This window comes from Pseudomonas sp. Pso3, from assembly GCF_055393275.1.
On sequence record NZ_AP043687.1, the window covers coordinates 3,210,329 to 3,232,752 of the forward strand.

Genomic DNA, 22,424 nt, shown 5'->3' on the forward strand with positions numbered 1-22,424 from the left:
TGGGAGTATATCGACGCCTGCGCCCCGGTGTCGCCCCGGTTGCGCAGGAAAAACGTCGTCGGAAGACTTAGCGGCGGCGGTAGGTGGCGAAAGCGGCGATGACCGCCTCGATATCGGCGGGGCTGACGTCCAGATGGGTGACCAGTCGCAGGCGCGGCGCAGGACTGATGCGGATGCCGCGTTCGGCCAGGAAGGCCTGCAGGGCGGGCGCCCCGTCGCCCAGGGCGAGGTAGACCATGTTGGTCTGCACCGGCTCCACCTGATAGCCGAGTTCGGCCAGGGCGGTGCCGAGCTGCGCCGCGTGGGCATGGTCCTCGGCCAGGCGCTCGACCTGGTGGTCGAGGGCATGCAGACCGGCCGCTGCCAGCATGCCGGCCTGGCGCATGCCGCCGCCGACCACCTTGCGCCAGCGGCGCGCCTTGGCGATCAGGGCGGCATCGCCGCAGAGCACCGACCCCACCGGCGCGCCGAGGCCCTTGGACAGGCAGACCGATACCGAATCGAAATGCTGGCTGATCTCGCGCGCCGGTACCCCGAGCTTGACCGCGGCGTTGTACAGCCGCGCGCCGTCCAGATGCAGGGCCAGGCCGTGCTCCCGGGTGAAGGCGCGTGCCGCGGCCAGATAGGTCAGCGGCAGCACCTTGCCGTGCATGGTGTTTTCCAGGGCCAGCAGCCGGGTGCGAGCGAAGTGGAAGTCATCGGCCTTGATGTAGCTGCGCACCAGATCGAGGTCGAGGCTGCCATCGGCGGCCATCTCTATGGGTTGCGGCTGGATGGAACCGAGCACCGCAGCGCCGCCCCCTTCGTACTTGTAGGTATGGGCCTGCTGGCCGACCAGGTATTCGTCGCCCCGCTCGCAGTGCGCCAGCAGTCCGAGCAGATTACTCATAGTGCCGCTGGGCACGAAGAGTCCGGCTTCCAGGCCCAGATCGCCCGCCAGACGCTGTTCCAGGCGGGTGACGGTAGGGTCTTCGCCATAGACGTCATCGCCCAGCTCGGCGGCCAGCATGGCCTGACGCATGGCCGGGGTGGGCTGGGTGACGGTATCGCTGCGCAGATCGATCATGAGGTCGCTCCTTAGGCCGGGACCACGATGAGTCCGGCCCGCAGGCCGACGGCGACCTTGGGATTGGGAAAGATGATGCGCGCCTCGGCTTCGTCGACGATCCAGCGCTCGCTGCCGTCTTCGGCCAGCAGCGAACCCTGGCGCAGCGGCGAGAAGTTGGCCACGTCGTCGGCCAGGTGCAACTGGAAGCGCGGACTGGATTTGTACACCTGGCGCGCCACGCGGAATCTCAGCAAAGAGGAATCCGGCGGCGGCAGCTCGGCTTCGCGGCCTTCGATCAGCGCCTCGAGCAGCAGCCGCAGGCGACTCAGGTCGAGTTCGCTGTTCTCGCCAAAGGGCCGCGCCTGGCCCAGCTCCAGGGTCAGGGCTTCGGCCTGGCACTCGGCATAGGTATAGGCGCTGAAGGTGATGCCCGGCTTGTCGTAGAGCAGCACGGCTTCGATACCGGCGGCTTCGAGACGCTGCAACTCGGCTTCCGAATGCTCGCGCCCGGCGCTCCAGGGATAGAGGGCGAAACGCGGCAGCGCCGAGGCCCGCAGCGCGGTGTGCAGGTCGTAGTGCAGGCGCGCTCGATCCGGCTTGCTGAAGAATTGCGCGGACAGGCGTTCCAGGTCGTTGGCGCGTTGCGCCTCGGAGCCTTCGGCCTGGGTATGGCGGCCGTTGAACAGGCGATTCAGGTCCTGCTCGACATAGCGGGTGCCGCGGCGCATGGCGTCGGGATTGCCGAACATGAACAACAGACGGCAGGCGGGACGCAGGGCGCCGCTGGCGATGCCGCCGAGCAACTCGTCGAGCAGCTCCATGGGCGCCGTTTCGTTGCCATGGATGCCCGCCGAGAGCAGCAGGTCCATGCGGTTGTCGCGCGCCACCGGCGGGGTGACTTCCAGCACGCCTTCGGTCAGCCAGTGGAGACGGGTGCCGTCGGCAGTCAGTTGAATCTTCTCGGTCGGCTCGCGGCCGGCCAGGGTCAGGTCCAGCAGGCGGCCAAGCGCCAACCGATAACGTTCAGATGCAGCCATGCTCTACTCCGCTGAGCGACGTGTCGCGCTAGATACTCAATGATCGTGGCCGCAACCGCAATCGGCGTCATGCACATGATTCTCATCGCCGTCGTCGGCGAAGGTCTCCAGGGCGATGGACAGGCCCAGGGCATTGAGGGCCTGAGGGCGCAGCACCAGGACCGGGGTCTGCTCTTCGTCATCCTGGGAGTCAGCGAAGATATTGAGGCCACCGGCGCCATCGGCTTCCAGCCAGAGGTCGCGACCGGCCAGGCGGATGGCCAGGCGCTGGACCTGCAGCGTCTGCTGCTCGTCGGCGGTGGGTTCGAGGATGAGATCGAGACGATTGCTCATGGGGGCTCCGGACGTCAGGGCAATTGAAAGGGATAGACCGAGCCGAGGCCCAGCAACTGGGTCAACTCGTCGAGGGCGGTGCGGACCTCGCCCAGCAACTGGGGATCGGCGAGATCCGTCGGTGCCAGGCGGTCGCGGTAGTGCCGATCCACCCAGTCGAGCAACTGGGCATGCAGCGCCGGGGTGAAGTGCACTCCCGGATTCACCGCGGCCAGCTCCTCAGGGGCGAGCGCCACCCGCAGCCGCAGGCAGGCGGGGCCGCCGCCGTTCTGCATGCTCTGCTTGAGATCGAAGACCTTGACCTCGCCCAGCGGGCCCGCGCCGCTGACCTGGGCCTGCAGATAGTCCCAGACCGCCGGATTCTGCCGGCACTCGTCGGGCACCACCAGCAGCGCGCCCTGCCCCGGCCGATCCAGTAGCTGGCTGTTGAACAGATAGGAGCGCACGGCGTCGCCGACGCTGATCTCGCTGCGACGCACGCAGAGGCGCTGCAGCTGGCCGCCGCGTCGGGCGAGCTTGGCCTGCAGTTCGTCCAGCACCCGGTCGCTGTCGAGAAAAGCGTCTTCGTGGTGGAACAGCACCTGGGCGTTGCCCACAGAGATGACGTCGTTATGGAAGACGCCCTGGTCCACTACCGCCGGATTCTGCTGGGCGAAGACCACGCCCTCTTCGCTCAGGCCATGCAGCCGGGCGATGGCCTGGGAGGCTTCCAGGGTCTGGCGCGCCGGATAGCGGTGAGGCTCGGGATAGCGCGGATCGAAGGCGCTGCGGCCGAAGACGAAGAATTCCACGCCCGGAACGCCATGGTCGCGACTGAAGCGGGTGTGGTTGGCCGCGCCCTCGTCGCCGAACTGGGCCACCGAGGGCAGCGGCGCATGGTGCTGGAAATGCGCGGAATCGCGAAACATCGCCTGGAGGATGCGCGCTGTTGTGCTGGGTTCGAGGCTGCGGTGGAACTTGCAGGCCAGGTTGGCCGGGGTGAAATGCACCCGGCCGTCGCGGGTGTCGGCGCTGGGGCTGACGGTGGCGGCGTTGGCCGTCCACATGGCCGAGGCGGAACTGGCCGAAAGGAGCAGCGGCAAGGCTTCGCGTGCGGCGCTTTCCAGCACCTGGGCATCGCTGCCGGCGAATCCCAGGCGCCGCAGCGAGGCGATGTCGGGTCTTTCGTGGGGGGCCAGCACGCCCTGTTCGAAGCCCAGTTCCATCAGCGCCTGCATCTTGGCCAGGCCCTGGCGCGCGGCCTCGCGCGGATTCGAGCACTGCTGCTTGCTGGCCTGGGAGGCCACGTTGCCATAGGACAGGCCGGCATAGTTGTGGGTCGGACCGACCAGGCCGTCGAAATTGACCTCTCGAGCAGCAGGGGCGAGTTGACTCATAGCGGTAATCCTGGAGGCAATTGGCTAGGCAGGGTCAGGGCGTCGCTTTCCAGCGAGGCGACCGGGAAGGCGCAGTAGTCCGCGGCGTAGTAGGCGCTGGGGCGGTGATTGCCCGAGGCACCGACGCCACCGAAGGGCGCCGCGCTGGCCGCTCCGGTCAGAGGCCGATTCCAGTTGACGATGCCGGCGCGCACGCCCTGCCAGAAGCGTTCGTAGGTGGCCGGATCGTCGGCCAGCAGCCCGGCCGCCAGCCCGAAGCGGGTGGCATTGGCGAGGGCCAGGGCCTGGTCGAAGTCGTCATAGCGCTGGACCTGCAACAGCGGCCCGAAGACCTCTTCGTCGGGCAGGTCGGCGATGTCCGACACCTCGATGATCCCCGGCGTGAGCAACGCCCGCCGGGCGTCCGGCTGGCGCAGCTCCAGCAGTCCCCGCCCCCCCTGCGCCAGACGCTGGGCCTGGGTCCGCAGCAGGGCCTGGGCAGCGGCGAGGGAGATGACGGTGCCCATGAAGGGCGGCGGATCGGCGTCAAAGCGACCGATGCCGAGACCGGCGCTGACGGCCACCAGGCGCGCCAGCAGGGCATCGCCCCAGGCACCCTGGGGCACGAGCAGGCGGCGGGCGCAGGTGCAGCGCTGCCCCGCGGAGAGAAAGGCCGACTGGACGATGGTCACCACGGCGGCGTCCAGATCGGCCACCGGCGCCACCACCAGCGGATTGTTGCCGCCCATCTCCAGGGCCAGCAGTCGCTGCGGACGCTCCGCATTGAGCCGATGCAGCGCCGCCCCGGTGGCGCTGGAGCCGGTGAAGAGGATGCCGTCCAGGCCCGGATGCGCGGCCAGGGCCTCACCAGTGGTCCGACCGCCCTGCACCAGATTGAGCACCCCGGCCGGCAGTCCGGCGGCGATCCAGCACTCCAGGGTCAGAGCGGCAAAACGCGGCGTCAGCTCGCTGGGCTTGAACACCACCGTGTTGCCGGCCAGTAGCGCAGGCACGATATGGCCGTTGGGCAAATGGCCGGGAAAGTTGTAGGGACCGAAGACCGCCAGGACACCATGCGGCCGATGACGGGTGACGCTACGGGCATCCGCCACGCTGGCCGAGCGCTCGCCACTACGGGCCGCCTCGGCCTGGGCGGAGATGGCCACCTTGGCGATCATGCTGCCGAGTTCGGTATCGGCTTCCCACAGCGGCTTGCCGGTTTCCTCGGCGAGGGCCCGGGTCAGCGCGGAGCGGCGTTGCTGCAGCGCCTGGGCGAAGGCCTGCAGGATCTCCAGGCGCGCGGCCTGGCCGCGTCTTTCCCAGGCGGGAAAGGCCTGGCGCGCTGCGGCGATCGCCTGGTCGACGTCCGCTGCATCCGCGGCGGCGCCCTGCCAGAGCTCGGCGCCGTCGTAGGGATCGAGCGAACTGAACACCTCGCCCCTGCCGGGGCACCACTGTCCCGCTATGTACAGGCTATCCATGAGCTCTCCTCAGGGCATCAGGCGCACGGCGCGCACCTGGGCGCCGGCCATCAGCCGCAATTCGCGGGCGGTGGCCAGATCGACCACCAGGGTGCCCGAAGCCAGGCGCGCGCGGGCGCTGGTGATGCGGCAGTCCTGGCACTTGCGGTTGTGGATCAGATAGACCTCGGCGTCATCGCCCGGCGTGCCCACTGCCAGCACCAGGCGCTGGCTGTCGCGGATCGCGCGTACCTTGGCGGTCTCGGCTTCCAGGGTCGGACCGGCATCGAAGATGTCGACGTAGCCCTGGTAATTGAAGCCCTCGGCCTCCAGCAGGCGGCGAGCGGCTTCGGTGTCCGGGTGTACCTTGCCGATCACCTGGCGCGCTTCCGCCGACAGGAAGCAGGTATAGAGCGGGAAGCGCGGCATCAGCTCGGCGATGAAGCCGCGATTGCCGATGCCGGTGAGATAGTCCGCCTGGGAGAATTCCATCTTGAAAAAGTGGCGGCCCAGGCCCTCCCAGAACGGCGACTGCCCCTGGTCGTCGGACATGCCGCGCAACTCGGCGATGATGCGCTCGGCGAACAGCTCGCGGAATTCGGCGATGAACAGGAAGCGCGACTTGGACAGCAGGCGCCCAGCCGCGCCGCCGCGGCGATCCGCGCGCAGGAACAGCGAGCAGAGCTCGGAGCTGCCGGTCATGTCGTTGGCCAGGAACAGCGTGGGGATCTGCCGGTGGATGTCCAGTTCGCGCGAGGCGCTCACCGTCAGCCCGACCCGGTAGTTGTACCAGGGCTCGCGCAGGCCCAGGGCGGCGGCGATCCCGGCGATGCCGATGACCTCGCCGTCTTCTTCCAGGGCGAAGAGATAATCCGCATCGGCGGATTCGGCCTGGCGCAGAAAGCTGCGCTCGGCATTCTCCACCCGCTGCGCCAGGCGTTCTTCGCTGGCCGGCAGGGTGGTGAGACCGGCGCCGGCCGCCTGCGCCAGCTGCAGCAGCGCGGGCACATCGGCACGGGTGACGGGACGGACGATCATCGGACCTCCAAAGACGCTAGGGTCGGCTACAGCGCTACCAGACGAACCCGGTCGCCTTCGGCGATCTCCAGGGTGGCGATCTGCTCGGGGGAAAGGACGACGGGCTCGCCAGGCGCCCAGCGCAGCGGCGTGGCGAGTGCCCGGAAGTTTTCCAGGCCGTCGTTGGCGATCAGGAACCAGGGCGCCTCCTCGCCGGCCGGGGCCCCTTCGCTCACCGGCGCCAGGCGGCTCTCGGCGATGGAGCGGATGGCCGTGGTGCGGGCGTGCAGGGTCGGACCGCCATCGAAGATGTCGATGTAGTTGTCGGTCTCGAAGCCCTCGCGGCTGAGGATGTCGAAGGTGATCTGGGCGCGGGGATGCACCTGACCCATGGCCTCCTGGGCGCTGTCGGGCAGCAGGGGTACATAGAGCGGATAGGTGGGCATCAATTCGGCGAGAAAGGTGCGGCTCTTCTGCCCGGACAGGCGCTCGGCGGCGGCGTAGTCCATATCGAAGAAGTTGCGCCCTACCCCGTTCCAGAACGGCGATTCGCCGTCATCGTCCGCCAGCCCGACGATTTCCACCACCACCGTTTCGGCGAAGCGCGCCGGGTGGGCGGCCATGAACAGCAGGCGGGCACGGGAGTTGAGTTCGGCGTGGGGGGTGTCGAGCAGCGGGCGCTGGACATAGAAGCTGCTGAGCACGCTGTTGCCGGTCAGGTCGTGACAGAGCGACAGCACATGCACCTTGTTGTGGATCTTCAGCTCGCGCGAGGCGTGGATGAATGTCTCGTTGCGAAAGCTGTAGAAGGGCTCGGAGAAACCGGCCGAGGCGACGATGGCCGAACAGCCCAGCAGCTCGCCGCTGGTGGTGTCTTCGAGCACGAAGAAATAGCTCTCCTCGCCATGAAAGCCCACCTCGGCCGCCAGCGACGACTCCGAGGTGCGGATCTTGTCGCGCAACCGCTCGGGGTTGTCGGGCAGCGAGGTGACGCCAACCGGGCTATCCGCGGCGAGCCGCTGGACCAGGGGCAGATCCGCCGCGCGCGCAGGGCGCATTACCAGCATGAGAACTCCTTGTGTACGGATCCATCCCTGGATGCCAGCGGTACGCGTCCCGCGTCCGGAGATTAGCCTTGGGTGAGACGCGCCAGGGCGCGATCCAGGCGGGCCAGGCCTTCGTCGATATCGGTCTCGGAGATGATCAGGCTCGGCGCCATGCGCAGCACGTCGGGACCGGCCTGCAGGATCATCAGACCCTCTTCGTTGGCGGCGGTGACGATGTCCTTGGCGCGCCCCTTCCAGCTGTCGTTGAGCACGGCGCCGATCAGCAGGCCCAGCCCGCGGATCTGCTGGAACAGGCCATAGCGGGCATTGAGCTGCTCCAGACCGGCGACGAAGCGCTGATGACGGGCAGCGACACCGGCCAGGGTTTCCGGGGTGGCGACGATGTCCAGCAGCGCGGCGCCCACGGCGCAGCCCAGCGGGTTGCCGCCATAGGTGCTGCCGTGCACGCCGGCGCTGAAGTGCTGGGCGACCTTCTCGGTGGTCAGCATGGCCGCCAGCGGAAAGCCGCCGCCGATGCTCTTGGCGGTGGTGAGGATGTCCGGTACCACGCCATAGTGCTGGTAGGCGTAGAGATGACCGCTGCGACCGACCCCGCTCTGCACCTCGTCGAAGATCAGCAGGGCGCCATGGGCGTCGCACAGGCGACGCGCGCCCTCCAGGTAGGCCTGGTCGGCCGGCAGCACGCCGCCCTCGCCCTGGATGGGTTCGAGGATGACCGCGCAGGTCTTGTCCGAGACCACGGCTTCGAGAGCGGCCAGGTCGTTGTAGGGCACGTGGCGGATGCCTTCGATCTTGGGACCGAAGCCATCAGAATACTTGGGCTGACCACCGACGCTGACCGTGAATAGGGTCCGGCCGTGGAAGCTGTTGGTGGCGGCGACGATCTCGTAACGGCTGCCGCCGCTGACGTCATGGCCATAGCGACGGGCCAGCTTGCAGGCCGCCTCGTTGGCTTCGGCGCCGGAGTTGGCGAAGAACACCCGGTCGGCGAAGGTGTGGTCCACCAGCTTGCGCGCCAGGCGCAGGGCAGGCTCGTTGGTGTAGATGTTGGAGACGTGCCAGAGCTTGCCGGCCTGATCGGTCAGGGCGTTGATCAGCGCGGGATGGCCATGGCCCAGGGCGCTGACGGCGATGCCACCGGCGAAATCGACGTATTCGCGATCGGCCTGGTCCCAGACGCGGGAGCCCTCTCCTCGCACCGGAATGAACGCGGCGGGGGCGTAGGTCGGGACCATCACCTCATCGAAGGCGGCGCGTTGCACGTTGGGTTGAGAAGCGGACATCGGGGTTCTCCTGCCGATCACGGCGGTGACTGAGGGGGATTGTAGGACGGCCTCCAGGCGCGGCATTGCGCCCAGGCGACAACTATTTACGGGCGAAAACGCAAACGGGCATCCGATTCGCAGTCTAGCGATTCGGACGCCCGTTCTGGAAGGGCATGGACGTACCTTCGGGTACGTCCGGCAGATCAGTTGGGCGCGACGCGGCTGGTGCCGTTGACGGTCAGGATGCGCACCCGCTCGCCCACGCGGAAGATCTCGCCCTTGTTGACCGCCTGCACATAGGCGCGGGAGCCGCCGTCGTCTTCCTTCACGGTGATCTCGACCCCGTTGGCCTTGGTGAAGCCTTCTTCGGTGGCGGCACCCAGCAGGCCACCGGCCACTGCACCGATGATGGCGGTGACGAAGCTGCCACGACCGCCGCCGATGGCGCTGCCGCCAATGCCACCGACCACGGCACCGGCCCCGGCGCCCACCGGCGACTTGGTGCCCTCGATGGTGACCGGGCGCAGGGCGGTGATGGTGCCGGTACGGACCGTCTGCACCTGCCGCGCCTCATCGCGCGAATAGACGTCGCCGGACTGATCGGAGGCGCAGCCGGCCAGCAGGGCGACGGCGGTCAGGGAGGCGGCGAGCTGAAGGACTCTGTTCATGGGGCAACTCCAAGGGCAGTTGAAAGACACTGGCCGTACCGGGCAGCGGTACTGGCGCAGATCGCTATTATCCTTGACCCAGGGCGTCCGGGGAGGTTTCCGGCGACTGTAACGCCGGTACCTTGCGAACGCCTTAAGGTGCCAGGCGCTGGCGCTGCCACTCGCCTTCCACGCGCCGGTAGTCCAGCCGGTCATGGAGGCGGCTGGAGCGGCCCTGCCAGAATTCGATGCGTTGGGGCCTCAGACGATAACCACCCCAGAACGGCGGGCGGCTCGGCTCACCGTCGGCGAAGCGCTGCTGCACGGCGGCCAGGCGCTGCTCCAGCTCGTGACGATCGGCGATGACCTGGCTTTGCGGCGAGGCCCAGGCACCCAGGCGACTGCCCAGCGGGCGGACCCGGTAGTAGGCGTCGGATTCCTCGGTAGAGACCTGCTCCACCAACCCCTCGATACGCACCTGGCGCTCCAGCGCCGGCCAGAAGAAGGTCATGGCCGCACGGGGTTGCCTGGCCAGCTGCTGGCCCTTGGCGCTGTCGTAGTTGGTGTAGAAGACGAAGCCCTGGGCATCGACGCCCTTGAGCAGCAGCACGCGGCAATGCGGCTGACCCTCGTCATCGACGGTGGCCAGCCAGCAGGCGTTGGCTTCGACGGGAGGCTGCTCGGTGCGCACCGCCTCTTCGAACCACTGCCCGAACAGGGCATAGGGATCCGCGGGTGCCTGGGCTTCGGTCAGGCCGTCGCGGGTGTAGTCGCGACGCATATCGGCGAGGGACGGTGACATGGAGGTCTCCTGCTAGGTCGTTGTCGACCTAGCTTAACCAAGTCCCGCCCCGCTCGCCTGCTTCAGGACAAGCTTTGCGGCTAGCGCGCGGCCAGGGATTGCAGGCTGGCCAGCACGGTGGCGCGCGGCTGGATCAGCACCTCGACGCGGCGGTTGGCGGCGCGGCCGGCGGCGGTGGTGTTGTCGGCACGCGGATGGGCGGCCGCCAGACCCCGCACGATCAGGCGATTGCCGCTGTAGCCACTGAGACGGAAGATCGCCGCCACGGCCTGGGCGCGCTGCAAGCTGATCTTGTCGTTGAGCGCGGCGGCACCGGTGCTGTCGCTGAAGCCGAGTACGATCACGGCGCTGTCTTCATCCACGCTCACCGACTTGGCCGAACGCGACAGCGGGCCGAGCATCACCGGCAGCAGCATCTCGGCGCGATCCGGGTTGAAGGAGCCGTCCACCGGGGTCACCAGCACCAGGGCATCGTCGCGACGCTCGACCTTGACGTTGCTGCCGGCCACGGCGACGCGCAGCTTCTGCTCGTGCTCGTCCAGCCAGGCCTTGCTGACCTTGACCGGTACCGGCTTGAGGACTTCCGCCTTGGCGACGGGCTTCACGTCTTCGCTGCCGAAGGGCCACCACCAGTGACTGCCCTTCTCGCCGGCCGCAGCGGCCTGCTCCGGCTTGGCCGCCGGCGCCTTCGCCGCGACCTTGGTTTCAGCCTTGGGCTCGGCGGCCTTGGCCACCGGCTTGACCGGCTCGGCCGCCTTGTCGCTGCCGCCGAACGGCCACCACCAGTGGCTGCCACTGGTGGCGGTGCTGGCCTGGGCATTGCCCGGCTTGGCGGGGGCGGCGGCCTGGTCGCCATTTCCCTGGAAGGAGCTGCAGGCGGATACGCCCATGCAGAGAATGAGGGTGGTGGATTTGATCAGCTTCATGCAAAGTTTCCCATCGGCGAGCCGGAGGACAGAGTGAATCAATGCCCCGGCCAGAGCCGGCGGCACGAGTGAACTTAAAGTAGTTTCGAGATTGTGGCCGCAAACCTACGCCGGGCAAAGCGGTGGAGTCACGAAATTTGCGTATCCGCCGACCAGTGGCGTGTCTTGAGCCACGCCTCGACCAGATCCATACAGGTCAGGCGACAATCGAGATCCGTGGGCGCAAGGTCGCCCGACCAGCAGGAGGCTTGGGCATGGAAGACTTCATCGATGTCGCGACCCTGAAGGAACTGGCCGCCACCGCTGCAGCCATCACCCAGGCCTGCCATTGCCAGCAGCGGGATCTGTCGGGATGGACAGCCTGGCCAGTGGGCTATCGGGAAGCGGATTTCGCCCGAGTCGGCACCCTGGCGCGCCATGCGCCCGAGGAGTCGACCCTTGAGGAGTATCACCCTGCTGGCACTCACTACTGGGCGAGCGCCGCCCCGATCGCGCCGCGCTTCTATCCCTGCAACCAGAGCACACTGTGGCGGTGCCTGGGCTGCCAGCGGCTCTACCTGCGACATAACGATGACGGTGCTTACCACGTAGCACCGCGAATCCGGCTGCTGCAGCCGACGCTGATCGTCGATGCCGCCCACGCCGGCGACGGGCGCGACAGCACGGCGATCTGACTACGCCAGTGCCAGCCGGCCGCTGCGCTGAAGCTGCTGCCAGCGGCCTGGCACGACGCTCGTACCGAACTGGTGGTCGCCTCGCCCGTCGCCTGGAGCGACGCCTTCACCCTCTCGGGCGCTCTAGCATGCACCCCCTGGAATTCCTTCGCGTTAGCTGAGGCGCAAACCGGGAATTAAGCCCACAATAGGCACCGCGTATCCCGCGTGCGGGTGTGCGCCCATCAACGGTAGAAAACCTGGTCCCAGCAATACGATGGCTACTACAACTCGAACGGGCGTCGCCTGGTTTGTCGACGGCGCCTACGCCCTGAGCGCCTGGAATGGTTCGGTATATGGCGCCAAATTCGACTATCTCAAACTGCGGCTTTTCATCGAGCAGGATGCGGGCGAACCCATCGGCGACGCCTACTACTTCAACTGCGACAGCGATCCGCCCACCGTCGCCCAGACCAACTTCAACAAGTTTCTCAGCTCGGCCCCACACAAGGGCGCCGGTCTCAGGGTCAAGCTCTACTGGCTGCAGAGCAAGGCCCACGAATGGCCCGCCTCGGCCGGCGGCGGCCCGATCCTGCATCCGGTGACCGGCGAGCAGTACACCACCAAGAGCCAGAAGGGCGTCGATGTCGGCCTGGCCTTCAACCTGATGCGCTCCCATGCCAAGCGCGGCTGGAAGAAGCTGTACCTGGTCGCGGGCGACGGCGATTTTCACGAGGTGGTGCAGTACCTGGTGGAAAACGAAGGGGTCGAAGTCACGGTGATCGGCGCGCACTTCTCCATCAGCGGCGAGATCGCGCCCTATGTCCGGGTGATCGAATTCAAGGACATCGAGGCGGCCATCGCCCGCTAGCCGCCCGTCGCGAGGTCCTTACAGGCACTCCCCCACCGCGCGCGCCAGGGCCTGGGCGCGCGGATCCATCAGTACATAGGGGCCGAGGGTGTTGGTGACGAAGCCAAAGGCCACCTCGCGCTCCGGATCGGCGAAGCCGGTCGAACCGCCCGCCCCCGGATGGCCAAAGGCCTGGGGGCCTAAGCCGTAGGTGGCATTGGCCTGGTCGGGCTGGTCGAGCATGAAGCCAAGGCCGAAGCGGGTCGGCGTGAGCAGAGTGCGGTCCTCGCCTTGGCTGTGCTCGACCAGAGCCTCGCTGAGGGTCTCCCACTCCAGCAGATCGCCAGTCAGCAACCCGGCATAGAAGCCCGCCAGGCTGCGCGCATGGCCGTGGCCGTTGGCGGCCGGCTGCTGGAAGCGCCGCCACTCGGCCTTGTTGGTGCTGGTGAGCACTCCGGACGGATTGCCAAAGGCCAGGGTCGGCAGCGCCGCCGGATCGCTCATGGTCGTCTTGAGCAGGCGCTGCGCCGCGGCGTCGCCCAGCACGCCTTTTCCACGCACGATATGGGCGACGCGTTCGTCTTCGCTGGCCGGCAGGCCGATATGGAAATCCAGGTCCAGGCGCCCGGCGGTACGGCCGACGATGGCCTCGCCCGGGCTACGGCCATCAGCGCGCCGGATCAGCTCGCCGAGCAGCCAGCCAAAGGTGATGGGCGCATAGCCATGGGCGATGCCAGGCGTCCACCAGGGAGCCTCGGCGGCGACCGCGGCGGTCATGGTGTCCCAGTCGTACAGGGCATCCCCCGCCAGGCGTTCGCGCAAGGCGGAAACGCCGGATCTGTGGCTGAGCAACTGCCGCAGGGTGATGTCGGCCTTGCCGGCAGCAGCGAATTCGGGCCAGCGTTCGGCGACCGGGGCATCGAGGGCCAGCTTGCCCTCCTCCACCAGTTGCAGCGCCGCCACCGTGGTGAAGGCCTTGGTGCAGGAGAACAGATTGAGCAGGGTATCGGTGTGCCAGGGCGTCTGACCGTCCTTGTCGGCCATCCCGCCCCAGAGATCCAGCACCGTTTCACCGCCGACCTGGACGCACAGTGCCGCACCGCGGGTTTGGCCGGCCGCGAGCAATTCGGCGAAGGCTTCGCGGACGGATTCGAATCTCAGGTCGTGATAGCCGTGGACGGTCATGGGGGCTCCTGGGGGTTTAAGGTGTTTACCGATAGCGCTGACAGGGAGTTTGGATAGGATCGCGGCCATGGGCCGCTCCTACGGTTAGGGTTACCTGTAGGAGCGGCCGCATCGGCGGACCGCCATGGCCACGAATTACTGGATCTCCCGCCGGAACGGCGGCAGCGCATTGAGGATGGCCTTGCCGTAGCGCTGGGTCACCAGGCGGCGATCCAACAGCGAGATGGTGCCGCTGTCCTGCTCAGTGCGCAGCAGCCGGCCGCAGGCCTGGATCAGTCGCAGCGAGGCGTCGGGCACGGCGATCTCCATGAAGGGATTGCCACCGCGCGCCTCGATCCACTCGGCGAGGGCGGCTTCCACCGGATCGTCGGGCACGGCGAAGGGAATCTTGGCGATGACCACGTGCTCGCAATAGGCGCCGGGCAGGTCGACCCCCTCGGCAAAGCTGGCCAGGCCGAACAGTACGCTGGCCTCGCCGTCGTCGACGCGCTTCCTGTGCTTGTTCAGGGTCTCCTGCTTGGACAGGTTGCCCTGGATCAGCACCCGCTTGCGCCAGTCGCGCTCCAGGCCATCGAAGACGTCCTGCATCTGCCGCCGCGAAGAAAACAGCACCAGGGCGCCACGCGCGCCGTCGAGCATGGCCGGCAATTCGCGAACGATGGCCGCGGTGTGCTCGGCGGCGTTGCGCGGATCGGCCTTGAGATCCGGCACCCGCAGCACCCCGGCCTCGGCATGGCGGAACGGACTGGGCACCACCGCGGTGGCTGCCGACCGCGGCAGCCCGGATCTCATGCGAAAGCGGTCGAAGGTGCCCAGGGCGGTCAGGGTCGCCGAGGTCACCAGGGCGCCATAGGCGACGTTCCACAGGTGGCGGCGCAGCATCTCCGCGGCGAGGATGGGGCTGGCGTTGACCTCGATGTCGTACAGCGAACCCGTTTCGGCGAGGGTCATCCAGCGCGCCATGGGCGGGCTGTCTTCCGGATCCTCGCAGGTAAAAGCCGTCCACAACTCCCAATTGCCCTGGGAACGCGCCAGCAGACTGCCGAACAGCGGATACCACTCCTCGGCCTGGTAGCTGGCCAGGCCGATGCTGGATTCGCCATCCATGGCCTGCTTGAGCATCTCGGTCAGGCGGGTGAAGAGATCGGTGAGCTTGGCGAAGCCTTTCTTCAGCTCGATGCCCATCTCGCGCAGGTCTTCGGGAATTACCCCGCCGACGAATCTATGCCGCGGCCGCTCGCGGCCTTCCATGTCCTCGCCCGCGCGAAAATCCGCCAGGGCCTCGCAGGCGGTAAACATGAATTGCTGCTGGGTGCGGATCTCCCGCGCCAGTTCCGGTACCTGCTCCACCAGCCGGCCGAGATCGCCCGGCAAGGGGTGCTGGGCAAGGAGCTTGGTGAGGTTCTTGGCGATCTGCTCCAGCCACTCGGCGGTGGATCTCAGCCGGGTGAAATGGGCGAAGTGGCCGATTGCCTTGTCCGGCAGGTGGTGGCCTTCGTCGAACACATAGAGGGTATCGCGGGGATCGGGCAGGATGGCGCCGCCGCCCAAGGCCAGGTCGGCCAGCACCAGGTCATGGTTGGTGACGATGACATCGACCTTGGTCATGCCTTCGCGGGCCCGATAGAAGGCGCACTGCTGGAAATTCGGGCAATGGCGATTGGTGCACTGGCTATGATCGGTGGTGATGCGCGACCACTGGACGTCCTCGATGGCTTCCGGCCAGCTGTCGCGATCGCCGTCCCAGCGATTGCCGGCCAGGCGCTCGATCATCTTGCCGAACAGTTCGTTGGACGCCTCGTCCACATCGATCTTGAAGCCATCCTCGGCGAACAGCTGGGCAGTGGCGTTCTGCGCCTGGCCCTCCTGTAGCAGCATGTCCAGCTTGGACAGGCACAGATAGCGCCCCCGCCCCTTGGCCAGGGCGAAGCTGAAGGACAGGCCGCTGTTGCGCAGGATGTCCGGCAGATCCTTGTGCACGATCTGCTCCTGCAGCGCCACCGTCGCCGTGGCGATCACCAGGCGCTTGCCGGCCGCCTTGGCCGCGGGAATGGCGGCCAGGGCATAGGCCACGGTCTTGCCGGTCCCGGTGCCCGCCTCCACCGCCACCACGGCGGGCTCGCCTTCGCGATGCCCCTCCTCGTCCTGGGCGATGGCACCCAGGCCCTTGGCGGTCTCCGCGATCATCAGCCGCTGGCCATAGCGTGGCTTGAGCGACTTGGCTTCGAGGAAACGCGTGTAGGCGCCCTGGATCTGGGTCTTGAGTTCGGTGCTGAGCATGCCTGGTTCCGGGCGATGGCAAAGCAGCGCCACGTCCGGCGGACGAGCGCTGTATGCATCTACAGTAATGGATCTTGGGCGCTATGATAACGCGCCTGTCGTCAGGATGCGCCCGACGTTGAGGTCGCAGGCCGCTCAGGCCACCGGCAGCTGCGGCGGCAGCCGATGAAAGGCGCCAAAGATCAGCAGGCTCAGGCGGTCGAGCCAGGGATGGCGACGCAGGCGCAGGGCACGACGACTGGCGAAGACTTCACCCAGGTGCAGGAGCAGCAGGGCCAGGGCGACCAGGGCGAGCAATTGTGGGAAAGGACGAGCGAGAGGCAGAGCGATGGCGGCGGCTGCGGTGAGCCAGAACAGCAGGAGAAGGACTTTGCCGGTAAGGGACAGGGTTTTCATGGATTCCAGCAGGAGGACGAGATGGATCGGACCATAACGCCTGGAGCCGGAAAAAGTAAAGGCGGCGGACCAGGGTCCGCCGCCGATGCATCACTCGCGGTCGATCTGGATTTCGACGCGGCGGTTGGTGGCGCGGCCTTCAGCGGTCTCGTTGGTGGCGATCGGCTGACGCTCGCCCATGCCCTTCACAGAGACGATGCTGGCTGCCGGCACACCGGCCTGGATCAGGTAGTTGCTGACCGACTTGGCGCGACGCTCGGACAGACGCTGGTTATAGGCGTCGGTACCCTTGCTGTCGGTGTGGCCGGTGATCGACAGACGGGTGCTGGCGGCTTCGCCACGCAGACGACCGGCGATGCCGTCCAGCTGAGCCCGGTCTTGAGCATCGATGGCGGCGGAGTCGAAGGCGAAGTGCAGATCACGGGCGGTGATCACTTCCTGCTTCGGCAGCGGGGCCGGTGCGGGAGCCGGTGCGGGCGCCGGAGCCGGGGCCGGAGCGGGCTCCATGCGGGCGACCTGTTCGTTGCCCTTGCCATGCACCCAGCAATAGGCGCCGGCGGTGGTACCTATGCCCAGGGCCGCCATGCCGGCGACGTTACCGCTCTGGGTAGCGCCGGCCGCACCGCCGACCAGCGCGCCGACCGCAGCGCAGACCGGCCAATCGGATTTCTGTACGCCGCCCGCACAACCAGCCAGCACGGTGCTTGCCAGGATGAGGGGTAAAGCTGTCCTTGCGATGCTCTTGCTCATGAAGGGGTCTCCTATAGACCAGGTACCGCGAGTTGTGCTCGTCTTTCGTTTTATGGCGCTGTCAGACTAATGGTGGCGTACACATCTTGACAACGCTGGTTGCTTAGTCAATCGCGATTTGATTAGGGTTCCCTTAATGGCAAACATATTCTCGTCCCGTACCCCGCAACAGGCTCTGGCAAGCCTGCTCGAGCATCATCAGCCCAGGCGCCTGCTCTGTGTGGCGCGCGAACCGCTGCCGGCGCTCGCGGCCTATGCCGAGGCCCATCCGCACTGCCAGCTGGTGCAAGCGACGGTGCCTCTGGATGATCCCAGCCTACTGGCCGAACGCTACGATCTGGTGATCGTCGCCGACTGCCTGGAACATCTGCCGCTGCGCCAGGGGCGCGAGTTGCTCGGCGGCTTGCGCAACTTCAACACCTCGCGCCTGGCGGTGCTGGTGGACCTGGCCGCCAGCGAATGGCAGCTGACGGATTTCTACGCCCTGGCCCTGCAGGCCAGCGAGCGCTTCGCCCGCGAAGGCCAGGTGGTCACCCTGTTCAGCTATGATCTGCACGACTACAAACAGGTCCCGGACTGGCTCAATGCCAAGTTCTGGGCCAACCCGCAGAATTTCGGCAAGTACTGGTGGTGAGATGCAACCCATGGCCCTCTGCCCCTGTGGCTCGGAACGTCCGCTCGGCGACTGTTGCGGCGTCTTTCATGCCGGCACGCCGGCGCCCGATGCCGAGCGCCTGATGCGTTCGCGCTACAGCGCCTATGTGCTGGGCTTGATCGACTATCTGGTGGCCACCACGGTGCCTGCGCAGCAGGGGCAGCTGGACAGGGAAGCCCTGACGGCCTGGAGTCTGGGCAGTCGCTGGCAGGGGTTGCAGGTGCTGGAGCATCGCCCCGAGCCGGGCGATCCTGACCATGCGCGGGTCAGCTTCGTGGCGCGCTGGGAGGACGGCCGCGGCGCCCATCGCCATGAAGAGCGCTCGGGCTTCGTCCAGCGCGAGGGGCGCTGGTACTTTCTCGATCCGACCGTACGCCCGCTGCCGGGTCGCAACGACGCCTGCCTGTGCGGCAGCGGCGCCAAGTTCAAGAAGTGCTGCGCCGGCTTCCTGTAACGCCGGCCGTGCTCACTCCCTGACCAGCGTCAGGTGATCGGTATCCGGGACCGCCACGGGTAGCGGCTCGGAGGCCGGGCCCAGGTCGCTGCCCACCGGCGCCAGACTCAGGTGCGACAGATCGACCCGCGGCGGCGCCACCGGTGCGGCCTCGTCCTGGAGATCGGCGCCCACCGGTGCCAGGCCGAAATCCGGTGCCTGGACGTCGACGAAGGCCGCCATCACGGCATCGCGCGGCGCGACCGACAGGGATCCGCGCTCCGCGGACGGTGGCGAGGCGGTCGCCGTGGTGGTCGGGGTAGGTTCCCGCGGCTCGACGGGTGCGGCAGCCGGCTCGACCGTCTCGGCCATGGGCGCCACCTCGACCCGCGCCCCGGCCTGGGCCAGGGTGGCGCGATAGCGCTCGGCGGTGGCGGCGTCGAGGCGATTCTTGATGATCATGCGACGACCGGAAAAGAGCACGGCGATGCGCTGTTCATCCGCCTGAAACAGACGCATCAGATTCTGTCGGGTCTGCTGCGCATCGGCGCCAGCGACCAGCTCGCCCTGGAAGGCGATTTCATAGAGCACGGCGGACATGACGACCTCCTCGGTCACGGCAAGAGCTGCAGGATGCAACGTCGCGCCGGAGGGGTCCAGTCCGCATGGTCGCCTGGCCCAGGCGTTTTTTTGTTAGCCTGTGCCGAAGCGGCCCCGACTTGTGCAGCAATCGGTGCTTGTTAAACTGCGCAGAAAACGGGAGTGCCGCATGCTTCGCCAGGCCTTGTTCATCACCCTGCTCGGCGTTTTGCTGAGCAGCCTTGGCGGTTGTACCTACATCGGGCGCAACTATGAGGAGCCCCAGGTCGAACTGACCGGCGTGGAGCTGATCCGCGCCCGGCTGTGGAGCCAGGACTTCGTGCTGCACTTCCGCGTCCAGAATCCCAACGACAGTGCCCTGCCCGTGCGCAGCCTGGCCTATACCGTCTACCTGAACGATCTGCTGCTGTCCCAGGGGACCGCCAACCTGCATTCGTCGGTGCCGGCCAATGGTCAGCGCAGCTTCTCGGTGCCGGTGCAGACCAATCTGTGGCGCTACGTGAAGGACGTCGGTCGCATGCTGGAAGACCCCAACCAGCCGATCAACTATCGGCTGCGCGGTCGGGTGAAGACCGGCTGGCTGTTCGGGCGCAGCGTCCATTTTTCTCGCCAGGGGCAGTTCGTGCCTGGCGCCTACATCCCGGAGTTATGAGATGAACCAACACGTCCACGGTCCCGATTGCAATCACGACCATGACCACGATCACGGCCATGCCCACCATGTGCACGGCCCGCACTGCAACCATGGCCCGGCCCAGGAGCCGGTGCGCAATCCGCTGAAGGAAGTGGGTCGCAACGATCCCTGCCCGTGCGGCAGCGAGAAGAAATTCAAGAAGTGCCACGGCGCCTGATCGCGCTTTGAGCGACGGGTGAGGCCCTGCCCTCACCCGCTCCGCGACCCTGGCGCGTTACCAGGGCTGTCCGCCGCGCTGCGACTCCAGCCGCCGGATGAATTCCTCCAGCACCAGGGCGTAGAGATCGTCCTTGAGCACCAGGTCCTCCACCCCGCAATCGATGTTGGGGTTGTCGTTGACCTCGATCACCGCCAGCTTGTCGCCCGCCTGTTTCAGATCCACGCCATAGAGACCATCGCCGATCAGGTTGGCGGTGCGTACCGCCAACTCGACCACCGCATGGGGCGCGTCCTGTACCGCCAGGGTGCGGAAATCGCCACTGACCTCGGTGGCGCTGGCGCTGTGGTCGTAGATCTGCCAGTGCCCCTTGGACATGAAGTACTGGCAGGCGAAGATCGGCTCCTGGTTGAGCACGCCGATGCGCCAGTCGTATTCCGTATAGAAGAATTCCTGGGCCAGCAGCAGTACCGAACGCTCGAACAACTCGGCGCTGGCCTTGCGCAGCTGCGCGGCGTCCTCGACCTTGATGACGCCACGGGAAAAGGAGCCATCGGGAATCTTCAGCACCAGCGGAAAGCCCAGGCGCTTGCCGAGGCCTTCGAGTTGGCTGGGATTGTCCTTGTAGAGGATCTCGGTCGCCGGCATGTCCAGCTTGTGGGCGCGCAGCAGGTCGGCCAGATAGACCTTGTTGGTGCATCTCAGGATCGAGCGTGGATCGTCCATCACCACTAGCCCCTCGCTTTCGGCCTTTTTGGCGAAGCGATAGGTGTGGTGGTCGATGGCGGTGGTCTCGCGGATGAACAGGGCATCGAATTCGCCCAGCCGCGCGTAATCCTTCTTTTCGATCAGCTCCACGTCCAGCCCCAGGTGCTTGCCGACGCGCACGAAGTTCTTCAGTGCCTTGGCATCGGAGGGAGGAAAGGCTTCCTTGGGGTCGTGCAGGATGGCCAGGTCGAAGCGGTACTTCTCACGGCGCCCCGGCTTGAGCCAGACGCGGCGACTGAAGCCGTCGAGGGCGTTGGCGAAGAGGTCTTCCTGCTGCTCGTGCAGCTTGTGGATGCTGCCCAGCTTGAGGCCGCCGATGTGCCAGCCGGCGCGGTCGCGGCGGAATTCCACCAGCAACAGCGGACAGGGAAAGGCTTCGAACACCTGGCGCGCCAGGTCCTGCAGGGGCGCGATGTCGGTGTTGCCGAAGTAGAGCGTGAGGGTGAAGCCATCGGCGCTGCCATAGGGATGACCGGCCAGCGCCTTGGTCAGCAGCTTGTCCAGGTCCTCCAGCGCCAGGCCGTAGAGGGACTTGCGCGCCAGTTCGCTGATGGTGCGCACCGAAGGGATGACCTTGTGCCCGCGGGCTTCGGCGAGCAGCGAGCAGTAGTAGCCGTGGCCGAGGTACTTCTGGCTGCGGCACAGGTTGATCACCTGCACGCGTTTGCCATTGTCCTGTTCGTTGGATTGCTCCAGGTATTCCTGGGCGGTGATGACGTCTTCGCTGGGATAGTAGGACGACCAGTCTTCCTTGCGTTCCACGACGATATACAGCTTGCTCACTGGACCTCCTGGTTGCGGGGCGTGGTCCCGGCGGAAACCCGGATGCCGCCGGACCACTCCAACTGTTGTAACGCGGGTGCTATTAACCGTTGCTTAACCATGCCAGGCTGCCCGCTCTGCTCCAGGAGAATCCTTCGCGATGAGTTTCATGCTCAGGCCCGCCGGGCTGGACGATCTGGCGGCGCTGGTCGATCTGGAAGCCCGCTGCTTCAGCTATGACCGCCTTTCCCGGCGCAATTTCCACTACATGCTCACCCGTGCGAACGCGGTCCTGATCCTGGCGGAAAATGACCGCCAGGTGGCCGGCTACGCCCTGGTGCTGTTCCACCAGAACACCTCGCTGGCGCGGCTCTATTCCATCGCCGTCGATCCCGAGGCCCGCGGTCATCGCCTGGGCCAGCGCCTGCTGGAGGCTGCCGAAGCCGAGGCGGTGGAGCGCGATTGCGCCTACCTGCGCCTGGAGGTCCGGCCGGACAACGCCGCCGCCATCGCCCTTTACGAGCGCAACGGCTATCTGCCCTTCGCTACGGTGGAGGATTACTACGAGGACCACAGCCAGGCGCTGCGCTTCGAGAAGCGCATCCGTCAGCCGCGCGAAGGCCAGGCCCGCCCGGTGCCCTTCTATCGCCAGACCACCGATTTCACCTGTGGCCCGGCCAGTCTGCTGATGGCCATGGGCGCCCTGCAGCCGGGCCGCCCGCTGGAACGGCGCGAGGAACTGCGGCTGTGGCGCGAAGCCACCACCATCTACATGACCGCCGGCCACGGCGGCTGCGGCCCCCATGGCCTGGCCCTGGCCGCGCTGCGCCGGGGCTTCAAGGTCACGCTGCAGGTCAATACCCGGGGGCCCCTGTTTCTCGACGGCGTGCGCAGCGAGGAAAAGAAGGAGGTGATGCGCCTGGTGCACGAGGACTTCAGCGCCGAGGTCAAGCAATCGCCCATCGAGCGCCTGTACCGGACGCGCCTGGACATTGCCCACTGGGTCAACCAGGGCGCCTTTCCGCTGGTGCTGATCAGCTCCTTCCGCCTGACCAAGGCCAAGGGGCCGCACTGGGTGCTGGTCACCGACTGCGACGAGGACTTCGTCTACCTGCACGATCCCGATGTCGATCACAGCCAGCATCGCCGCGAACTGGATTGCCAGCACATCCCCGTGTCCCACGCCGAGTTCGACAAGATGAGTCGCTTCGGCCGCGGCAAGCTGCGCGCGGCAGTGATCCTGCGCACCGGCTGAACCCGGGGTTGTACTGGGCGTCGAACAGG

General features: G+C 67.0%; 24 protein-coding genes. 7 read left to right on the top strand and 17 right to left on the bottom strand.

The window, feature by feature from the left end; genetic code table 11:
- Positions 1-67 precede the first annotated feature (67 nt).
- From ltaE to ACZ5R1_RS15225, 11 genes are all read right to left on the bottom strand, one after another.
- The gene (gene ltaE / locus ACZ5R1_RS15175) at positions 68-1,066 is read right to left on the bottom strand and encodes a low-specificity L-threonine aldolase (protein WP_288463829.1); all 999 of its coding nucleotides are present in this window, start codon (positions 1,064-1,066) and stop codon (positions 68-70) included.
- Between the two features lie 11 nt (positions 1,067-1,077).
- The gene (gene astE / locus ACZ5R1_RS15180) at positions 1,078-2,085 is read right to left on the bottom strand and encodes a succinylglutamate desuccinylase (protein ID WP_464712476.1); all 1,008 of its coding nucleotides are present in this window, start codon (positions 2,083-2,085) and stop codon (positions 1,078-1,080) included.
- Between the two features lie 36 nt (positions 2,086-2,121).
- Positions 2,122-2,418 carry a hypothetical protein gene (locus ACZ5R1_RS15185; RefSeq protein ID WP_007159106.1) on the bottom strand — a complete coding sequence of 99 codons (297 nt, stop codon included), beginning with the start codon at positions 2,416-2,418 and terminating at the stop codon, positions 2,122-2,124.
- A gap of 14 nt (positions 2,419-2,432) precedes the next feature.
- Entirely contained in the window at positions 2,433-3,794 is a 1,362-nt protein-coding gene (gene astB, locus ACZ5R1_RS15190; RefSeq protein WP_464712477.1) for an N-succinylarginine dihydrolase, read from the bottom strand.
- The gene (gene astD / locus ACZ5R1_RS15195; RefSeq protein WP_464712478.1) at positions 3,791-5,254 is read right to left on the bottom strand and encodes a succinylglutamate-semialdehyde dehydrogenase; all 1,464 of its coding nucleotides are present in this window, start codon (positions 5,252-5,254) and stop codon (positions 3,791-3,793) included. The genes astB and astD overlap by 4 nt, the downstream gene beginning before the upstream one ends.
- A gap of 9 nt (positions 5,255-5,263) precedes the next feature.
- The gene (astA, locus tag ACZ5R1_RS15200) at positions 5,264-6,271 is read right to left on the bottom strand and encodes an arginine N-succinyltransferase (RefSeq protein WP_027602736.1); all 1,008 of its coding nucleotides are present in this window, start codon (positions 6,269-6,271) and stop codon (positions 5,264-5,266) included.
- A 26-nt stretch (positions 6,272-6,297) separates the two neighbouring features.
- Complete coding sequence (gene aruF, locus ACZ5R1_RS15205) at positions 6,298-7,317, bottom strand: arginine/ornithine succinyltransferase subunit alpha (RefSeq protein WP_007159110.1); 1,020 nt, start codon at positions 7,315-7,317, stop codon at positions 6,298-6,300.
- A 62-nt stretch (positions 7,318-7,379) separates the two neighbouring features.
- The gene (locus ACZ5R1_RS15210) at positions 7,380-8,600 is read right to left on the bottom strand and encodes an aspartate aminotransferase family protein (RefSeq protein WP_042135701.1); all 1,221 of its coding nucleotides are present in this window, start codon (positions 8,598-8,600) and stop codon (positions 7,380-7,382) included.
- A 185-nt stretch (positions 8,601-8,785) separates the two neighbouring features.
- Positions 8,786-9,250, bottom strand: a complete 465-nt coding sequence (locus ACZ5R1_RS15215) for an outer membrane lipoprotein (protein WP_007159112.1) — start codon at positions 9,248-9,250, stop codon at positions 8,786-8,788.
- Between the two features lie 133 nt (positions 9,251-9,383).
- Positions 9,384-10,031, bottom strand: a complete 648-nt coding sequence (gene pdxH, locus ACZ5R1_RS15220; protein WP_044342727.1) for a pyridoxamine 5'-phosphate oxidase — start codon at positions 10,029-10,031, stop codon at positions 9,384-9,386.
- A gap of 80 nt (positions 10,032-10,111) precedes the next feature.
- The gene (locus tag ACZ5R1_RS15225) at positions 10,112-10,957 is read right to left on the bottom strand and encodes an OmpA family protein (protein ID WP_042135705.1); all 846 of its coding nucleotides are present in this window, start codon (positions 10,955-10,957) and stop codon (positions 10,112-10,114) included.
- A gap of 254 nt (positions 10,958-11,211) precedes the next feature.
- Between ACZ5R1_RS15225 and ACZ5R1_RS15230 the strand changes: the two genes are divergently transcribed.
- Both ACZ5R1_RS15230 and ACZ5R1_RS15235 read left to right on the top strand, forming a co-directional pair.
- On the top strand, positions 11,212-11,631 hold the full coding sequence (locus tag ACZ5R1_RS15230) for a hypothetical protein (protein ID WP_144960361.1): 420 nt from the start codon (positions 11,212-11,214) through the stop codon (positions 11,629-11,631).
- 256 nt (positions 11,632-11,887) lie between these two features.
- The gene (locus ACZ5R1_RS15235) at positions 11,888-12,481 is read left to right on the top strand and encodes an NYN domain-containing protein (RefSeq protein WP_464712479.1); all 594 of its coding nucleotides are present in this window, start codon (positions 11,888-11,890) and stop codon (positions 12,479-12,481) included.
- Positions 12,482-12,499: 18 nt separating this feature from the next.
- Here ACZ5R1_RS15235 and ACZ5R1_RS15240 read toward each other — a convergent pair whose 3' ends face one another.
- The 4 genes from ACZ5R1_RS15240 to ACZ5R1_RS15255 form a co-directional block, all read right to left on the bottom strand.
- Positions 12,500-13,645, bottom strand: a complete 1,146-nt coding sequence (locus tag ACZ5R1_RS15240) for a serine hydrolase domain-containing protein (protein ID WP_464712480.1) — start codon at positions 13,643-13,645, stop codon at positions 12,500-12,502.
- A 135-nt stretch (positions 13,646-13,780) separates the two neighbouring features.
- The gene (dinG, locus tag ACZ5R1_RS15245) at positions 13,781-15,925 is read right to left on the bottom strand and encodes an ATP-dependent DNA helicase DinG (protein WP_027602729.1); all 2,145 of its coding nucleotides are present in this window, start codon (positions 15,923-15,925) and stop codon (positions 13,781-13,783) included.
- Between the two features lie 135 nt (positions 15,926-16,060).
- A complete protein-coding gene (locus ACZ5R1_RS15250) occupies positions 16,061-16,321 on the bottom strand; it encodes a DUF1145 domain-containing protein (RefSeq protein WP_181083928.1) in 261 nt (86 codons plus the stop codon).
- A gap of 90 nt (positions 16,322-16,411) precedes the next feature.
- Complete coding sequence (locus tag ACZ5R1_RS15255) at positions 16,412-17,071, bottom strand: PA1041 family peptidoglycan-binding anchor lipoprotein (protein WP_007159120.1); 660 nt, start codon at positions 17,069-17,071, stop codon at positions 16,412-16,414.
- A 136-nt stretch (positions 17,072-17,207) separates the two neighbouring features.
- Between ACZ5R1_RS15255 and ACZ5R1_RS15260 the strand changes: the two genes are divergently transcribed.
- The gene (locus ACZ5R1_RS15260) at positions 17,208-17,705 is read left to right on the top strand and encodes a DUF6231 family protein (protein WP_464712481.1); all 498 of its coding nucleotides are present in this window, start codon (positions 17,208-17,210) and stop codon (positions 17,703-17,705) included.
- A gap of 1 nt (position 17,706) precedes the next feature.
- Positions 17,707-18,180 (top strand): YchJ family protein, encoded by a 474-nt coding sequence (locus tag ACZ5R1_RS15265; RefSeq protein ID WP_464712482.1) that lies wholly within the window; start codon positions 17,707-17,709, stop codon positions 18,178-18,180.
- A gap of 12 nt (positions 18,181-18,192) precedes the next feature.
- Here the strand turns inward: ACZ5R1_RS15265 and ACZ5R1_RS15270 are convergent, their stop codons facing one another.
- On the bottom strand, positions 18,193-18,759 hold the full coding sequence (locus ACZ5R1_RS15270; protein WP_144960351.1) for a hypothetical protein: 567 nt from the start codon (positions 18,757-18,759) through the stop codon (positions 18,193-18,195).
- 169 nt (positions 18,760-18,928) lie between these two features.
- Here ACZ5R1_RS15270 and ACZ5R1_RS15275 point away from each other — a divergent pair, with 169 nt between their 5' ends.
- The gene (locus ACZ5R1_RS15275) at positions 18,929-19,411 is read left to right on the top strand and encodes an LEA/WHy family protein (protein ID WP_027596881.1); all 483 of its coding nucleotides are present in this window, start codon (positions 18,929-18,931) and stop codon (positions 19,409-19,411) included.
- A gap of 1 nt (position 19,412) precedes the next feature.
- On the top strand, positions 19,413-19,610 hold the full coding sequence (locus ACZ5R1_RS15280) for an SEC-C metal-binding domain-containing protein (RefSeq protein ID WP_007159125.1): 198 nt from the start codon (positions 19,413-19,415) through the stop codon (positions 19,608-19,610).
- Between the two features lie 57 nt (positions 19,611-19,667).
- Here ACZ5R1_RS15280 and ACZ5R1_RS15285 read toward each other — a convergent pair whose 3' ends face one another.
- Positions 19,668-21,161: a RimK family protein gene (locus tag ACZ5R1_RS15285; RefSeq protein WP_464712483.1), complete on the bottom strand. Its 1,494-nt coding sequence runs from the start codon at positions 21,159-21,161 to the stop codon at positions 19,668-19,670.
- A 139-nt stretch (positions 21,162-21,300) separates the two neighbouring features.
- Between ACZ5R1_RS15285 and ACZ5R1_RS15290 the strand changes: the two genes are divergently transcribed.
- Positions 21,301-22,395, top strand: a complete 1,095-nt coding sequence (locus ACZ5R1_RS15290) for a GNAT family N-acetyltransferase/peptidase C39 family protein (RefSeq protein WP_042135720.1) — start codon at positions 21,301-21,303, stop codon at positions 22,393-22,395.
- Positions 22,396-22,424: the final 29 nt, after the last annotated feature.

Excerpts from the sequence above, each read along its gene's own strand:
- ACZ5R1_RS15215 (WP_007159112.1), bottom strand. The coding sequence starts at position 9,250 with ATGAACAGAGTCCTTCAGCTCGCCGCCTCCCTGACCGCCGTCGCCCTG.
- astD (WP_464712478.1), bottom strand. The coding sequence starts at position 5,254 with ATGGATAGCCTGTACATAGCGGGACAGTGGTGCCCCGGCAGGGGCGAG.
- ACZ5R1_RS15230 (WP_144960361.1), top strand. The coding sequence starts at position 11,212 with ATGGAAGACTTCATCGATGTCGCGACCCTGAAGGAACTGGCCGCCACC.
- ACZ5R1_RS15275 (WP_027596881.1), top strand. The coding sequence starts at position 18,929 with ATGCTTCGCCAGGCCTTGTTCATCACCCTGCTCGGCGTTTTGCTGAGC.
- ltaE (WP_288463829.1), bottom strand. The coding sequence starts at position 1,066 with ATGATCGATCTGCGCAGCGATACCGTCACCCAGCCCACCCCGGCCATG.
- pdxH (WP_044342727.1), bottom strand. The coding sequence starts at position 10,031 with ATGTCACCGTCCCTCGCCGATATGCGTCGCGACTACACCCGCGACGGC.
- ACZ5R1_RS15255 (WP_007159120.1), bottom strand. The coding sequence starts at position 17,071 with ATGAGCAAGAGCATCGCAAGGACAGCTTTACCCCTCATCCTGGCAAGC.
- ACZ5R1_RS15225 (WP_042135705.1), bottom strand. The coding sequence starts at position 10,957 with ATGAAGCTGATCAAATCCACCACCCTCATTCTCTGCATGGGCGTATCC.
- dinG (WP_027602729.1), bottom strand. The coding sequence starts at position 15,925 with ATGCTCAGCACCGAACTCAAGACCCAGATCCAGGGCGCCTACACGCGT.
- ACZ5R1_RS15270 (WP_144960351.1), bottom strand. The coding sequence starts at position 18,759 with ATGTCCGCCGTGCTCTATGAAATCGCCTTCCAGGGCGAGCTGGTCGCT.
- ACZ5R1_RS15250 (WP_181083928.1), bottom strand. The coding sequence starts at position 16,321 with ATGAAAACCCTGTCCCTTACCGGCAAAGTCCTTCTCCTGCTGTTCTGG.
- ACZ5R1_RS15240 (WP_464712480.1), bottom strand. The coding sequence starts at position 13,645 with ATGACCGTCCACGGCTATCACGACCTGAGATTCGAATCCGTCCGCGAA.
- astE (WP_464712476.1), bottom strand. The coding sequence starts at position 2,085 with ATGGCTGCATCTGAACGTTATCGGTTGGCGCTTGGCCGCCTGCTGGAC.
- ACZ5R1_RS15265 (WP_464712482.1), top strand. The coding sequence starts at position 17,707 with ATGCAACCCATGGCCCTCTGCCCCTGTGGCTCGGAACGTCCGCTCGGC.
- ACZ5R1_RS15280 (WP_007159125.1), top strand. The coding sequence starts at position 19,413 with ATGAACCAACACGTCCACGGTCCCGATTGCAATCACGACCATGACCAC.
- ACZ5R1_RS15290 (WP_042135720.1), top strand. The coding sequence starts at position 21,301 with ATGAGTTTCATGCTCAGGCCCGCCGGGCTGGACGATCTGGCGGCGCTG.
- astA (WP_027602736.1), bottom strand. The coding sequence starts at position 6,271 with ATGATCGTCCGTCCCGTCACCCGTGCCGATGTGCCCGCGCTGCTGCAG.
- ACZ5R1_RS15235 (WP_464712479.1), top strand. The coding sequence starts at position 11,888 with ATGGCTACTACAACTCGAACGGGCGTCGCCTGGTTTGTCGACGGCGCC.
- astB (WP_464712477.1), bottom strand. The coding sequence starts at position 3,794 with ATGAGTCAACTCGCCCCTGCTGCTCGAGAGGTCAATTTCGACGGCCTG.
- aruF (WP_007159110.1), bottom strand. The coding sequence starts at position 7,317 with ATGCTGGTAATGCGCCCTGCGCGCGCGGCGGATCTGCCCCTGGTCCAG.
- ACZ5R1_RS15185 (WP_007159106.1), bottom strand. The coding sequence starts at position 2,418 with ATGAGCAATCGTCTCGATCTCATCCTCGAACCCACCGCCGACGAGCAG.
- ACZ5R1_RS15260 (WP_464712481.1), top strand. The coding sequence starts at position 17,208 with ATGGCAAACATATTCTCGTCCCGTACCCCGCAACAGGCTCTGGCAAGC.
- ACZ5R1_RS15210 (WP_042135701.1), bottom strand. The coding sequence starts at position 8,600 with ATGTCCGCTTCTCAACCCAACGTGCAACGCGCCGCCTTCGATGAGGTG.